The organism is uncultured Bacteroides sp. (assembly GCF_902491285.1).
Taxonomy (GTDB): Bacteria; Bacteroidota; Bacteroidia; order Bacteroidales; family Bacteroidaceae; genus Bacteroides.
Window position 1 is genome coordinate 24,643 of record NZ_CABUHK010000005.1, and the last position, 16,246, is coordinate 40,888.

Consider the following 16,246-nt stretch of genomic DNA (forward strand, 5'->3'; position numbering starts at 1 on the left):
TATAGCTATTTACTTGCCATAAAATGAGAATTCGCTGAATACGAAATAGGGTCTGCCACCTAATGCTCCATCGTTTTCCAAACGAATGTATTTTACCGGAGTATCTGATCTCAAAATCGGAGACAAGTATTCCGTAGCTTTTTCGGTTGGCAACCCTTGCGTAATATGTGCCACTTCAATGAAATTCACTCCATCTTCACTCACTTTTACCACTGTTCCGGTCGGATTACCAAGATTGCTGGAATCACGAGTCGTAAAGCTATACTGGAATGCTCGAACCGGTTCTTTCAGATTAATCTGCAAATAATGATCAAATATACGGTCGGCTGTAGCATACGACGAATGGAAATAGGTTTTTATGTCACTATCCAACATTCTGCCCAATTCTCCCTCATAACCAGCTTGCGGACGATTACAATAAAGCATATCTACCGTCAAATCAATTCTAGGTGCTTTATATATTATTCCCAAAAAGCAAGGAGTCTCATCCACAACAAAATTAGAATTGGATACCGACACCAATTTAAACGGCAAGGCATATGTGCCACAAATGAGTTTGGAATAATCAATTTGAACGTCCAACCGAATATCATTAGCTCCAGGAACAAACGTCAACGTAGTCGGCATTTCATAAACATCTTTGCTCAGTAATTCGTAGTCGGTTCCGTTCTTTTCATTATATGCCTCAAGCGCTTCTTCATCTATATCTATCGTACAATCAAAAGTCCACTGGTTTTTCAAAGACATTCCTACTATGTAAGAATAGGTAAACACATCTGTGCCATCACCACCATATACAATCTCTTCCATACCTTTCTTCCTAAATGATATCGTAGGAATTAAAACTTTGGGCTGTATCAACAGCATCTTCTTCTGAGAGTTGATGGAATCGGCAGATTCAACCAACTGCAACGGGAGAACATATTCCTGATTCGGATGAGCAGTCATCAATTCGTCAATTGTATTTGTTTTAAACACAACACCTACTTTTTTGGAAGTCTCACCCGGCTCAAAGTTTAATGCTGTTTCACCGTTTATCTGATAACAATCAGTAGGTAATATTTCATAATTAGTAAAATTGCGGTTATTATAATAGTTCAGTTCTATTTCGTTCATCACTAGCATATTGACCGAAGTAGCCGTATTCAGGTTTGAACCGGCCTTGTTGACAATTATACTATAATCTGTATCAACTCCGGTTTTATAGAGCGTTAATTCATCGACTCCACTATTTCGGAAATAGGTAATCGTACTATATTGATCTAAATATTGTTCTTTATTGTCCTCACAAGCCGCAAAAGTCAATCCGAGCAGGAGGAATATCCATATGATTTGTTTTTTCATATTCATCATTTTATACATTATACAACTCATTGGTTACCAACCATAATTCTGAACAAGCATCGTATTCCTTTCTTTTTCTCTCTGACTGAAAGGATACAAATAGAAATTGTCTTTAAATACTCTTGTATTTACCACTGTTCTCTGCCAGAATTCATCAGGAGTAACATCACCAGACGTTTTCGCGTTTACATTCATCCCCCAAATGGGTCCCGCATCCGTCGTCTTGGCAATCATCCAAGTACGAGTATCGAAATAGCGGTGTCCTTCAAATGCCAACTCTATACGACGCTCTTGACGGTAGAGTTCGATCAACTTATCCACATCTGCATTAGGATATACGCTTGTAATAGAAGGCAAGCCTACACGATCGCGCAAATCAGCCCAACATTCCATAGCTTTGCTTTCATAATCAGCCGGCATCATTACACCCCGTTTTTTACACTCCAACACAGATTCAATGTAATTCAGATATATCTCACCCAAACGGAATGTAGGATAAGTCAAACTACCCCATTGACCAGTGGCCGAATTGGAACGATGATCATAAAAGCGCCCCATCAAATAACCACCGCGGCTACGGTCGTGTGAAACAGCAGAATTTCCACCATCAGCTAAGGAAATCTTTTTCTTTGAAGAACCGAATTTCCATTCAAGACCACTGAAGAATACAGATACGTAGAAGCGAGGTTCTCTATCTTTGAACATATTGGGCATCTTAGTTCCTGCAGGAGATGAAGCTCCCAACCAAGTGGGATAGGTCCAGGCACTCAAACCTCCATCTTCGTAACCGGAATCAGGGTTAACAAGTGGATTGCCGTCAGCATCATAGCCAGTAATAGGATACAAACCATTTTTCATAGCATACGCATCCACTTGTTGCTGCGTAACAGAACAGCCTCCATAAGCAGTGCCACCAATGGCTCCCGGAGCAGTATGAACTCCTATATTATATCCACCTTTATATCCGGTAGTCCAGATAAGTTCACTATTCCAAGATTTCCAAAGTACATCGAAATAGTTCTCGTAAGGGTCATTATTATCTCCCCGATATAGTTTATAAAGTGGATTATCAATCAATGCACGAGCAGCTTTGGCAGCTTCTAACCATTTATTATTATCATATTGCAATGGAAACAGAGGTGTTCCATCAGGATTCTTAACCGACGCATATAACTGGTTTCCATTAAACAAATCGCGGGCACAATACAGTTTTAGACGAGAGATCACAGCCTGGCAAGCTCCTTTAGTTGCCAATCCTTTTTCCGAGTCGCTTTTCCAGCCATCGGTCACAACCGGATTCTCAATAAGAGCTGTCAATTCTCCTATTACATAGTTCACACATTCATCCCACGTATTTCGGGGACGAGCTAAAGCCTCTGTAGGTGCGGTAGCGTCAAGTATTTCATCTCCGATAAGGAATACCGGACCATACACTCTCATCATCATAAAGTAATAATAGGCTCTGGCAAAATGAGTCTGCGCTTTCCACATTGCCTTCATTTCATCTGTGGCAATCGGGTCGGTACAACGGTCCACATTTTGCAGAAAGATATTACATTCACGTATTCCTTTATAATAATGATTCATTTCATAATAAGGAACATTGGAAGGATTCCAGGAACCGGCATTTATCTTCTCCGAATCACGTGTCCAGGCAAGAATAGCCTCGTCAGTAGCTGCATGCCAGGGAGCATACGACCAGTCTCCTGCATCATTAGGAAGGAATGACATGGCATTACGCCAATATTTTTCCGTATTTTCACGAGTATTCCATATTTTATCGAAGGTAAGAGCTTCATCTTCCTGTTTATCAAGGAAGCTATCACACGAAGTATTCATCAACGCCAGACAAAAACATGCTGCTATATATAACTTTTTCATCTTTATAATTAGATTTAGAAATTAGCATTTAAACCAAAAGAAACGACACGCAGAGGGGGATAACCGGAGCCGCTACCTCCACCCTTTTCGGGGTCCCAAAGTTTGAATTTACTAAATGTCAGCAAATTGTTGCCGGACACATAAAAACGAAGCGACTTAATAAAAGTCTTGTTTAATATAGATTTAGGTAATGTATATCCCATTTCAAAATTCTTTAGACGTAAGAATCGTCCATTATACATTGTTGCAGTAGAAGCCTGGTTGTTATTGGAAGATCCCGGGCCATTCTGTATACTCAAACGCGGATAAAGGGCGTTTGCATTCTGCTCTGGAGTATTAGTCGTTTTCCACACTTTATCATATAAATCAGCATTGATGGCAGAGCGTTCTAAATTTCCGCTAGTAAACGGTTGCATCGTACCTCCACTCGCAAAAATAGAAGTATGTCCTACTCCCTGAAAGAATACATTAATATCCCAGTCTTTCCATTGTGCTGTCACCCCAAATCCATAGATCATCTCCGGCAAATTGGTATATCCCAAAGCAATTCTATCATACGTATCAATCTTGCCGTCACCATTTATATCTTGGTATTTTACATCTCCTACACGATACTCTCCGAATGTTTGCACGGGACTTTCGTCTATTTCTTCCTGACTTTGGAACAGACCTAACGCAACGTATCCGAAAGGTTGATAACTTCCACCTTTCCCAAAAGGTTTACCAATATATTCTTGATATGCATATTCTTTAGCTGGTTGGTCATTGTCAAGCACTTTATTTCTATTATAGGTGAAATTAGCTCTTGCCGTCAGGAAAACTTGTCCCACTTGCTGGGCATACTCCATAGAACCGTCAAAACCTCTATTTAAGGTAGATCCTAAATTGACATACGGCTTAGAACTTACACCAGCAATATCCGGCAATCCTTCGCGTTGTATAAATATTCCGGTACGCTTTTCATAAAAATAATCGGCTTGTACCTTCAACTTCCCAAACAGTGAGAACTCTACGCCTACATTAGTCTTACGTGCTTCTTCCCAGCTTACATTCAGATTTTCTACTTCTCCAATACGAAGGCTAGAAGTTCCTCCGTTATTTCCTGTAGCGCCATATCCCCATGGGTCACCACTTACAATAGTAGGTTCGTAAATCCAACGACGACTGTCATTACCAATCTGGTCGTTACCTACCAGACCATGAGAAAACTTAAATTTCAAGAAGTCGACTACCTTTGTAGCCGGTTCAAACCAACTTTCATTGGATGCTACCCAACCTACTGCCATTGCCGGAAAGAATCCGAATCGATGCCCCGGTGCAAAGTTCTCCGAACCATTGTATCCCATATTAAATTCTCCCATATAGGTATCTTTAAAGGCATACGTCACGCGTCCTGCAATACCTTGGTTTTTGTAAGGGAGAGATTTGAATTTATCACCGTCCTGTAATTTGCGCAATATCTTATGATTATATAGGAACAAAGCACCTACACGATGTTTTTGTGCGAACAAACGGTTGTAATTCAATGATGCCTCGAGATAAGTTGTCATCTTAGCTTCCGATTCCTTTGAATAGGATAGTTCATCACTACCTGTTGCAACAGGAGGTCCCATAATCAACTCTCCCGTCTCAGGATCACGACCTTGGGCATGATAACGAGTAGGATTCTTAGAACGTTTTTGAGTAGAAGTATTGAATGCATCCCATGAAAATTTGAGATTAGCAGTCAGCCCTTTAGTGACTAAATCTCCCAAATCTTGTGTTATTCCAATCAATGATTGAGCTGAATTCCAGAATTGCTCTTGATAACCCGAATGTACCAGCATATTCCAGGGGTTATTACCGGAATTGGCAGACGGAGAAGAGAGCATACCATTAGAGTATTCTACAGGAAACGCATTGGGTGAGGTCGCAAAGGTATATCCCCAAATATCACTCTTACTCGCTCCCGGAGCAAAAGCTTTCTCATAGATATTGGCTAGGTTAATATTCAACACTGTGCTTCGTGTAAGAGAGAAGTCCATGTTGGCACGGAAATTAAACTTATTATAGTTGATAGAAGTATCATAATCATATCTATCTCCTACATTCTTGAATATCGAACCCTCGTTATAAAAAGAACCCGAAACGTAATATTTACAGATATCACCTCCACCGTTAATACTCAAATTGACACGTTGATTGGTTGCTGTGTTACGGTACAACTCATCTATCCAATTCACATTGGGGAATAAATCCGGGTCGGAACCATCGCGATATTTACGTATATCGTCCGCACTATAATATTCCATTCCTTTCGCTTCATTGTACATTTCTGCCCACTGAGCCGAATTGACAAAGTCTACCATTTTTGTGGGTGAGGTAATTCCGAACTCCGCACGTGCATTAATTTTCGGCCTTCCTTCCGAACCTTTCTTCGTCGTGATGATGATTACTCCATTCGCACCACGCACACCGTATACGGCAGAAGCAGAAGCATCTTTCAGAATAGAGAAAGAAGCAATATCATCGGTATCCACCAAGTCCAGTTCCCGTTCGATGCCATCCACCAGAACCAACGGAGTAGCCGATCCTTTGAAAGAAGACACACCACGGATAAAGAACTCTGCTGCACTAGCTTTTCCCGGTTCACCGGAACGGCTAATGGCAACCACACCTGCGAGCTGCCCTGCCAAAACATTCGAGATAGACGAACCCGGGACTTTAAGCTTAGTTATATCCAGTGTAGATATAGCACCTACCACGCTTTCCTTCTTCTGGTTTCCGTAACCCACTACCACAACCTCATCCAATACTTCCGTATCAGGCATCAATGTAATATTTATGTTTCTTTGATCGTTAATCAAAACTTCCTGTGGTTTCATTCCGATATACGAAAATGTCAGCACTCCACCTAAACCTTCTACTTTGATAGTGTATTTACCATCCATATCAGTGATAGTACCAATCGCACTATTTTTCAACCAGACATTAGCACCGATAATGGGTTGATTATCCTCACCCGAAATAATAGTACCGGTAATAACTCGTTGTTTTTTTTGTTGAGTAGACTGTGATTCGGTTTTCTTTTCTTCTGTTTTACTAGGAACCAGAAGAATCTGATTATTCTTAATTACATATTTCAGGCTTGTTCCTTTAAGAGCCACATCCAATACTTCCTGAACCGTTCCTTCGCAATTCAGATTCTTTGCGACTTGCCCGTCTACGTCATTGGCTTTAAAGAAAAATGTATAATCACTATTTTTCTCTATAATACGGATAACCTGCCGTAGCGTTACCGACTGACCCTTTACTGTGATTTTCTCTTGGCTGGCACAAACCATCGTAGGATATAGCAATAGAAGAAGGAGTATACTTCTCCAATGCCATCCTCTTAGACATAAGATTTTCATATTAAATTTAACTTAGATTCGAAAAAATAATTAAAGTTAGAAAGGTCAATAGTCGATCGGTTCTGCAGCACTTTATGACTATTTTATTTCGTTGATTTTTATACGTGTTAATACAATATTATTGTGTCTCCCTTTTGCTTGAAGTTCATTTCCATAATCAAACAAATCTTTTCCAGTACATCGGTCAACTTCTCCGTTTTCGCTATATTTCCGGAAAACAAATAGGTCTTGTACAATGAATCTTCTATTTCCAGATGAACTTTATAATAGTTATTGATAAAATCAACCAATTCATCCATCGGCTTATCCACAAAACGATATTCATCACTTCGCCAATCATATTCGGTATTGACAGTTTCCTGTTTCACCTTCTGTCCTTTTACTGTATAGATAATACGTTCCAATGGTTTCATTGCAATATTTTCTTTGCCTTCCGGCTGAAAATCAATTCGTCCGGAATACAATGTTATTTCTGCCACAGTCATATTCGACCTGATATTGAACTCCGTGCCCTTTACTTCTACACAAGCATCATTGAAAAGAACTCTAAAAGGATGTGACGGTAGCTTTTCTACATCGAAAAATGCCTCTCCTTCCAACAATATCTTACGTTCATCACGAAAATCTTTTCGATAACGAATCGTACTTCCTGCATTCAGCCACACCTTAGAGCTATCAGGCAGTGTTAATGCTATTTTCTGATTAGCGGGAGCTATCACTTTTATATAAGAGTCAGTCAAATAATTCACAGTCCAGGTGCTAACCAATAAAAGAGCAATGACAGCAGCAGAAAGATAATAAAGACGAATTTTTCTAGCTCTACGCTCTGCTATCTTATTTTCTTCCCAGCATGCAGCGACTATCCGCGCCCACATCTCCGAAGGATCAACTTTATCTGTCAGATAAGTACTAGACTTTTGCTCTAATTGTTTCCACAAGAATTGTTTCATCGGCTCTTCCTCCGACAATAAAACTCTTTCTGAAGGTTTCATATTTCCGGAAAACAATTTTTTAATAAGTTCTAATGACTTCAAACTTCCCATTTTACATTCGATTTATGAATGAGTATTATTTTGCTCTTCATTATAAATACAATCAAACTACATCTGCCCCCCCTCTTAAATCTAATTTATTTTCAAAAAAATATATATTATCATTTATTTCTCTATCTTTGCAACAAACGGAATCTATTACTTATTGTTGTTGATGAACGAAAAAGAAGCAATATTACAACTAAAAAATGGTAGTCACGAAGCATTTTCTTTTCTCTACCAACAATACTGGAATGCAATGTACAACTTCACACGGTTATACATCAATTCCATTGATGATTCCAAAGAAATAGTTCAGCAAGTCTTTATTAAACTCTGGGAAAGTCGGGCTCTTCTCAAAGAAGATGAAAATTTTAAAGGATTCTTATTTATTATTACCCGCAATATTGTATTTAACTCCTTCAAACGAAGTTTTAATGAAAACTCTTACAAGATATCTGCACTTAGGGCTTTTAGCGAAACTAATATAGAGGCTTTTTATGAAATTGAAGAGGATATATATGCCAATGAATTAAAGGAATACCTGCAACTACTTATTAATGCACTTCCTCCCAGGCAAAAGGAAATCTTTCTCCTTAGTCGTGAAGAAAATCTTAGTTATCAGGAGATTGCCGATAAACTTGGCATCAGTATTAAAACTGTGGAACACAGTATCAGCAAGTCACTTAAATACTTAAAAAGTAATGTCAAATTAATGTTTATCTTTTTTGCATTTTGCTGATGAAGGTGTGGATTTAAAATAAACCCACACCCTAAAAAATTAATATCGTGTCACTTTATTCGTTGTTGATTTCAGATATTCGAAACGGTTAATCATTTCACCCAGTCTTTTCGGATATTTATCTACCAGATTTTCTTGTTGCCCGATATCCTTCTTCAGGTTATAGAGCTTATATCCATACCCCAGACCGATAAATTCACCATCTTCTTTACTGTAAGGATTATAATAAGGTGGAATCAACGCCCAATCTCCCTGACGGTATGCATAATTGAACATACCTTCGATGACCAGTTCTTCACGTCCTTTCTTGCTCTTTCCCAAGAAAGCGTCCAATGTATTCTCGCTATTCAGTTTATCTGGATAAGTTTGTCCCAGCAATGAAGCAAAAGAAGCAAGCAAGTCCATCTGGCATACAAAGACATCGGATACCTGCGGTTTCACTGCTGCCGGCCAACGAAGCATGAAAGGAATACGTGTACCACCATCAAACATACTTGTTTTTCCACCACGAAGCGGACCTGCTATCTTATGATCGCCTACCAACTCCACTGCATCATCCTTATATCCGTCATCAAGTACCGGACCATTGTCACTGGTCAATACTACGATTGTATTTTCTGCCAATCCCAGTTTATCCAGTTCATTGAGGAATTCAGTCACGCACCAGTCAGCTTCGAGGATTACGTCTCCACGAGGTCCCATACCCGATTTACCGACAAAACGTTCATTCGGAACACGGGGCACGTGTGGCTGGTGCAGTCCGTAATAGAGAAAGAAAGGAGCATTTTGATGGTCGTTGACAAACTGCTTGGCTTTATCCAGGAATAGCTCCGCCATTTCTTCATCTTTCCATTGTGCCGCCTTACCGCCTTTTTGGAATCCGATACGGGGAACACCGTTTACTATCGAACCGGCATGCCCTACACTCGGATGCATCCGGAGCAATTCAGGGTTATTCTTTCCGGTAGGTTCACCGGAGAAGTTCTTACGGTAATCCACATAAAGCGGGTCATTGGGGTCGAGTCCCACTACACGTCCGTTTTCAAGGAAGACGCATGGAACACGGTCATTGGTAGCTGCCTGAATAAATGAATAATCATATCCGATTTCGGCTGCTCCGGGATGGACATCTTTATTCCAGTCTACATTGCCGTCTCCCAGTCCGATATGCCATTTTCCGACGGAGCCGGTAGCATAGCCTGCCTGCTTCATCAGTTTAGGCAAGGTTATCTTTTTCGTATCAATAATCAATGCTGCATTGCCCGGAAGGATTTTTGCTGCCGTATTCGTCCACGGATATAGTCCGGTCATAACGGAATAACGGCTGGGGGTGGAAGTAGCTGCCGTACAGAATCCCTGCGTAAAGCGGATTCCTTCGTTTGCTATGCGGTCCATACCCGGTGTAGAAATGCGATGAGCACCGTAGCAACTCAGGTCACCATATCCGAGGTCATCGGCTACAATCAGAATGATGTTCGGCTGTTGTTTGTCAACCGGATTTCTCTCAGGTTGGGTCTGTCCGGCAAATAGGGTAGCAGGCATTGAAGAGATTCCCGCTAATGTGAAAAGAGTCAAATTCAAGTTTTTCATGTTATTTTATGTTGTTATTAAAATGTTACTTGTGTTTCAGTACCATTAGCTGCAATAGCATAAACTCTAAAACCATTCGGCAAAGAACCACCCACAGTAAACGAAGATTGCGGAGATACAAATATAGGCTTACCTACATTGTCGCAAACTTTATAAACGGCTACATTCTGCCAACCTGACATCGATAGTTTTGAACCTGAACGGGTAGCTGTCCCTGTAACGACAGTCGCATTCTTCTTATAAACTTCCAGATTATCATCACAAAGATATTCCAATTTATGTTGTGGAGAGGAATATCCTAAAGTTTTAATTCTATTTTTAAGAGTATTTATCTGTGTTTCCGTCACTGTTACCTCTCCGTCAGTATATGTATCATTGAATTTATATGTACCAGGTTTTAAAAATCCCCATTTCACAAAAAAATCTGTCAAATCCAATCCTGCCGCCTTACTGCAATTATAAGCAAATTCTATTTGCCGTTCACCATCGGTCGATAAATCCGGATTGATACGTACATACTCGTATACATCTTTATAGAAATCTGTTTTTCCTAATACATAATCCATATAGAGCTCTAATTGCCAAAAAGGTACTAATTTGTCAAATACATCCCCCAATTCTGCATGAAAAATATCACTATTACAGAAAGATAAAGTCATAGCATGCTCATAATAGTTACTATAACCGTCATTGGGGCTTGTAGTCATTAAACGGGAAGGGGCATTATACGATTTCTGAATGTACATCGCACAAATATTATTGGTCACTTCAGTCATTCCAAACCATTTCAATCCGGGACGGGTCTGATTACTATGTCCCACTTCATGAGCAGGTCCCCAATTATTACTTTTCATCTGGTCGACATTACATAGATTACTCATCGTCGAAACATTATAAGCTGTATGATAGGCAGTAGAATACATATAGTTATTCTCACCATACATAACATTGAAATACATACGGTTTCTGAACATACGGTTATCAATATCTGTACCGGTACCACCGTTATTATTATATTTTCTCAACCCCAGGAATATCTGTTCCTTATATACAATATCATCAAAAAGGTCGATTAAGTCCTTTCCACTGGATGTACTTTTCAGTTTGCTGACAGGAAAAGTGAGATGGGCGTATTTTCCTACGACATCAAAATAACCGTCAACAGCTCCGTTCAGTAAAGTACTCCATTGTTCACGGGTGTGCTTTGCCACATCGAAATAGCCATTGACACTCCCTGATGCGAAGTGTATCTTTACTTCGTCATAGTCTGCCAGATTACCATTCACATGATACATCACATAGATTAATCCTTTCTTCTCCGATACAATCTTGTTTATTCCTGTGCGCAGGCTATAAGAAACACTGCTGTTGAAACCGTCGGCATTAGGAGCATCCATGTCCTGTATTCTTAGGCTCAGATGTTGTCCGTGGGTTTCGCCTACCATGACAATCAATGTTTCGCCCGCTTTCACAAAGATGCCCGTAGGATTATCCAACAGGCTATAAGTACTTGTCTTATTGATGGCAGCCTGTATATCCGGATGCTGATAGGGTTTGAAATCCGCAATACGGAAGTCAGCCGGATATTTTTCTTTCAACATATAATAAGCTATATTTTTGAAAAACGGATAGTCACAAGCGTTAATCGTTTCCTCTGTAATGCCAGACCGCAACTCAGAACAAGTCACATCTGTGAAAAGAGTCAATGGGTCGAACCCTTCCGGATTCCTGGCAAAGAACTTCATTTCGGCACAGGAAGCATGCCCGTTCACACCGGACTTAACAATCAGGCGGACTGCTTTCGGCTTCTGTATTGTATTATTAAAAGAAAAGGAAACTACTGCACCCTTAGAGCCGAAATCAAAATCGGTTTCATTGGTCACACTTTCAAAAGCCGGGTGTTCTTCAGTTGATACCTGAATTTCCACTTCACCAAAGTTTCCGTTCGAACCGCTTGTACGTGGGTAATAGGTAAGGTAATCGAGTGCTTCTGTATTTTCCTTGAAATAGTAAGTCAACGTCACCGGGTAATGGCTAGTCACTCCTTCTGCAAAAGGATAGTTGGAATGATAGATAGTACTCATATCACTATCGAAGGATTTTTCAATCCCTTCACCGCCATGTGCCGTAGATGCTTCCCCTCTGACCACTTCCAACTGAACATCATCCGCAATTCCCTCAGTATCACCGGATGTATATCCGTCCAATCCATTCTGAGTGACTGTGACTTCTGCCGAAACATCAGATTTTTTATCCTTTATCACTATCTTTTCCGTACGCGCGCTACTTCCGTCATAAGTACCTACGGTAAATTGATAAGGTATTTCAATCATTGCAGCACGTGTATCTGTTCCTTTCTTTATCCAGGAAGGGTAGGTGACATCCAATTCTGCTTCCGTCAGGTTGGTAGTAACAGCAAAAGCGACTGTTCCACCTACCGGAGTTAAAGTAAAAGAAGAAGGAGATACCAGAATATCGGTATCAGTACCTAACTGACGTACGAGGATTTTCTTATCCAACTTTCCATTATTGATAATCACCGAAGTGCTACGGACAGTCTTATTAGGACTACTTGACACGCTTATCTTCACTCCTGCACCGGAATTAACAGGTTCAGCTTTGCACCACTGTTCTCCTTCCACATCTACAGAAGCTGTCCAGTCTGCCGGAAGTGATTTTACATCAATGACAACAGAACCTGCTTCTTTATGAAAGTCTGCATTTCCCGAACTTAGTTCCAATACAGGCACTACATCATCGTCATCTTTGCAGGACGATAAGGAAAACAGAAACAGGGATATGAATACATACAAAAAATAATTCTTCATACTCTTTTTTGTTTTAAAAAGGGCTGACTAAAAAGAATTTGATGCATCACTGCATTATCTATTCGCCAGCCCTCAAGATTAGTTATTTGTTAGAATAAAGAGAGAGTAATTACTTGCCATATAATTCAAACTCCGAGAGTGCCCATGTGTTAAATTTACTCGGATTAGTAGAACTATGAACTTCAAAACGGACATAAGTATATGAATCACCCAGTTGCATCGTCGGGCAAGTATCATAATAAGTGGTAGCCGATACCGGAAGACCGTCTGCTTCTGCTGTAAATACTTTTATTTCTCTCCAGTTTGTACCGTCATTACTAACATAGATGATGAATTTTGTAGGATGCTGATTGGTATTTCTGGTTGCATATCTTACTCTCAACTTGGAAATAGCACTCTTGAGATGAATATCTACCTGATGCGGGAAGGCTGGCGCACCTCCTCCGTAAGTAACCTGTGCCTGAGTAGCCAAATCACCGTCCAGCCAGTCGGCAAATCCATTACCGTCTGCAAAATCTGTTCCTGTCAAGGTCATCATATCCGGTGTAAGCGTAATCTTCGGTGCTGAATTCTGTAATCCGATAATAACTGTATTTTCACCGGAGAAAGCATATTTCGTAGAAGTTATTTCTAACGGAAGAGCAAAGTTGCCTTCCAGATTAGCAATATTAATCTTCACGGTCAGATTCGCCGTAACATTACCTTTGGTAAAGGTCAGTTTACCGATGGTATAATTGTTTTCCTTATCAGGTATTAATGAATACTCAATGGAAGACGTAGCATTATATTCATCCAACAGTTCTTTTTTAACTGTTACATCACAGGTTATATCTTCTGCGAGAGCAGCATTCAATGTTACAGGAAGCTCGTATGTATATTCAGCCACGCCTTCGGTAATCGTAAACGGAAGTTTGAATCCTGATTCAGAAAGAGAGAAAGCAGGTTGATAGACCGTAGGCTTCACGATGATATACTTATTTTTTTCATTAATGGTAGAAGTACCGTCTGTAAGCTCCAACATCAACACATAAGTATAATCGCCCGTACTCAATGCAGAAATCTTCTCGGGATGAAAGGTGACCGTTTTAATCTTATACAGTTCTTTCTCTCCAAAAGAGACAGTCATGTCGGAAGGCAAGTCATAACAATCAGCAGGCAGAGGTTTGAAAGTGGTTTTGTTCTCATTATTGTAATATTCAATATCGAATTCATTCAATACTTTCAATGTAGCCGAAGCCGGCAGGTTCAGGTCGTTTCCACCTTTATCAATCGTTATGTTATAAGTGACAGGTTCACCGGTATTGTAAAAAGTGATATCCTGCTCATTGCTATTCAGAATGCAAAGGAATGATTTATAATCATCCAGGTAATCTTCTTTTCCGTCGCTGAGGCAAGACCCCATAGTCAGTAATAAACAGCCTAACAGCGAAAGGATATATATTTTTGTCTTCATATAAATTAAATTCTGATTAGATATTGTTTTATATTATAGTTTTATCTCCATTTGTAGTTCTGCGTCAGCAGTTTATTACGGTCCAACTCTCTCTGGCTGAAAGGATACAGGAAGTGGTTAGCTCTGAATACACGGTTCTGAACCACTGTCCTGCGCCAGAAAGCATCCGGAGTATCATCTGCATTTACTGCCTGTGCTTCAACGTTCATACCATAGATAGGGCCATTATCAGTAGTGGTAGCAATCATCCATGTACGGGTATCAAAGAAACGGTGATTTTCAAAAGCAAGTTCGACTCTACGCTCTTGACGATAGTATTCTATCAACTGGCTGATAGTAGCACCCGGATAAACATCTGTTATCGGACTCATACCTGAACGGTCGCGTAAATCCGCCCAATATTCCATCGCCTTGGCATGATACTGATTATCTCCGGTTCTTTTCTCCCATTCCAAAGCTGCTTCGATAAAGTTCAGATAGATTTCTCCCAAACGGAATGTCGGAAATACCATATTCCCCGGTTGGTTATTCACAAAACTGGCAGTATGGTCACAGAAACGGTTGAGCAAATATCCACCTCTTGAATGGTCGTGAGAAGTGTTCGAGTTACCGTCTTTTGCCAAATTACATAATACATAATCATCTTTACCCGGCCCGCATCTCCAGTAGCTGTCACTCCAATATACAGCTATATAAAAACGTGGCTCACGATTGACAAACATATTACGGGTTGTTCTCTTATAGTATTTACTCTGATAAGTATCTCCTTTGCTCAGATATCTAAGGAAAGGATTTTCAAAATTAGTTGTCCCACTTTCCATATAACCGGAGTTTCTGTCAATTTCCGGAGTTCCATCAGCTTCGTATCCCGTAATCGGATATATGCCATTGTCCATTGCATAAGCGTCTACCTGTTGTTGTGAAGGTCCCAAGGCTCCATAAGCAGTTCCATTACCACCTTTCTTTGTCTTTACCCCTGTCGGAGTTGTTCTTCTTGCTACAATTTCCCGACTTGCATATCCTGTAGACCAAATAAGTTCTTTGTTCCAGTCTGTCTGAGTAATGCCAAGATAATTTGCATACGGGTCATTGGGAGTTGCAGCATCTCTATGCAATTCATATACTCCTAAATCTATGACAGCTTTGGCAGCCAATACAGCTTCTTTCCATTTGTCATTATTATAATCCTGCGGGAATAAATATTGCTCGGAGAGTTCCGGGAAATCAGGTGTCACGGGATTCTTGACAGTGTTATATAATGTATTTCCATTATATAAATCGCGTGCGGAATAAAGTCTCAATCGTGAAATGACAGCCAAAGCAGCACCTTCGGTAGGCAATCCATATTCTGCATCTACTGTCCAGGTTGTTTTTCCGTGTTCTTTAAAGTATGTACCACATTTACCCATTTCATCCGTCACATATTCCACACATTGTTCCCAAGTATTACACGGACGGTAAAGAGATTCCGTAGTGGCATCATATGGCAAGGTTTCGTCTCCCAACAAAAAGACAGGTCCATAGTTGCGCATCATCAGAAAGTAATAATAAGCTCGTGCCCAACGTGTGTACCAATACCATTCGTCTTTTTCTTCTTGTGTGACGGTAGGATCTGTACAGTTATAAACATTCTGCATGAAGATATTACATTCGCGTATGCCATTATACAAATTAAAATTTGCGCCGGGTACGTTCGATGCATTCCAGGCTCCCGTATTCATAGATTCGGCACCAGCATTCGAGGCATTTATAAACTCGTCCGTAGCTGTACTTTGAGGAGTAGAGACATAACTTGTCAGGTCGTTCGGCAGAAAGCTCATCGCATTCAGGAAATATCCGCGTGTATAGGCTCTCTTCTCCCAAAGTTGTTCAAAAGTAATATCTTCGGTTTCCTGCTTATCAAGGAAATCCTCACATGAAGTTAATAAGGGAATAATTCCGCAAAGTAACAGTATATATTTTGTTATTGATAGTCTCATATTGAT

General features: G+C 40.2%; 9 protein-coding genes. 1 reads left to right on the forward strand and 8 read right to left on the reverse strand.

Features of this window, described 5'->3' with window-relative positions; translation table 11 throughout:
- Nucleotides 1–9: 9 nt before the first annotated feature.
- The 4 genes from RDN93_RS02255 to RDN93_RS02270 all read right to left on the reverse strand — a co-directional run bounded on the left by RDN93_RS02255 (nt 10) and on the right by RDN93_RS02270 (nt 7,567).
- Nucleotides 10–1,344: a BT_3987 domain-containing protein gene (locus tag RDN93_RS02255; protein ID WP_308744038.1), complete on the reverse strand. Its 1,335-nt coding sequence runs from the start codon at nt 1,342–1,344 to the stop codon at nt 10–12.
- Nucleotides 1,345–1,377: 33 nt separating this feature from the next.
- A complete protein-coding gene (locus RDN93_RS02260; RefSeq protein ID WP_308744039.1) occupies nt 1,378–3,225 on the reverse strand; it encodes a RagB/SusD family nutrient uptake outer membrane protein in 1,848 nt (615 codons plus the stop codon).
- Nucleotides 3,226–3,239: 14 nt separating this feature from the next.
- Entirely contained in the window at nt 3,240–6,617 is a 3,378-nt protein-coding gene (locus RDN93_RS02265) for a SusC/RagA family TonB-linked outer membrane protein (RefSeq protein WP_308744040.1), read from the reverse strand.
- A gap of 107 nt (nt 6,618–6,724) precedes the next feature.
- A complete protein-coding gene (locus RDN93_RS02270) occupies nt 6,725–7,567 on the reverse strand; it encodes a FecR domain-containing protein (protein ID WP_308744041.1) in 843 nt (280 codons plus the stop codon).
- Nucleotides 7,568–7,823: 256 nt separating this feature from the next.
- Between RDN93_RS02270 and RDN93_RS02275 the strand changes: the two genes are divergently transcribed.
- The gene (locus RDN93_RS02275; RefSeq protein WP_308744042.1) at nt 7,824–8,390 is read left to right on the forward strand and encodes an RNA polymerase sigma-70 factor; all 567 of its coding nucleotides are present in this window, start codon (nt 7,824–7,826) and stop codon (nt 8,388–8,390) included.
- A 39-nt stretch (nt 8,391–8,429) separates the two neighbouring features.
- Here the strand turns inward: RDN93_RS02275 and RDN93_RS02280 are convergent, their stop codons facing one another.
- The 4 genes from RDN93_RS02280 to RDN93_RS02295 form a co-directional block, all read right to left on the reverse strand.
- Nucleotides 8,430–9,980: a sulfatase-like hydrolase/transferase gene (locus tag RDN93_RS02280; protein WP_308744043.1), complete on the reverse strand. Its 1,551-nt coding sequence runs from the start codon at nt 9,978–9,980 to the stop codon at nt 8,430–8,432.
- A gap of 17 nt (nt 9,981–9,997) precedes the next feature.
- Nucleotides 9,998–12,808 (reverse strand): M60 family metallopeptidase, encoded by a 2,811-nt coding sequence (locus RDN93_RS02285; RefSeq protein WP_308744044.1) that lies wholly within the window; start codon nt 12,806–12,808, stop codon nt 9,998–10,000.
- A gap of 109 nt (nt 12,809–12,917) precedes the next feature.
- Nucleotides 12,918–14,261: a BT_3987 domain-containing protein gene (locus tag RDN93_RS02290; RefSeq protein ID WP_308744045.1), complete on the reverse strand. Its 1,344-nt coding sequence runs from the start codon at nt 14,259–14,261 to the stop codon at nt 12,918–12,920.
- Nucleotides 14,262–14,302: 41 nt separating this feature from the next.
- Nucleotides 14,303–16,240, reverse strand: coding sequence for a RagB/SusD family nutrient uptake outer membrane protein (locus tag RDN93_RS02295; RefSeq protein ID WP_308744046.1), 1,938 nt, complete (start codon nt 16,238–16,240; stop codon nt 14,303–14,305).
- Between the last annotated feature and the right edge of the window lie 6 nt (nt 16,241–16,246).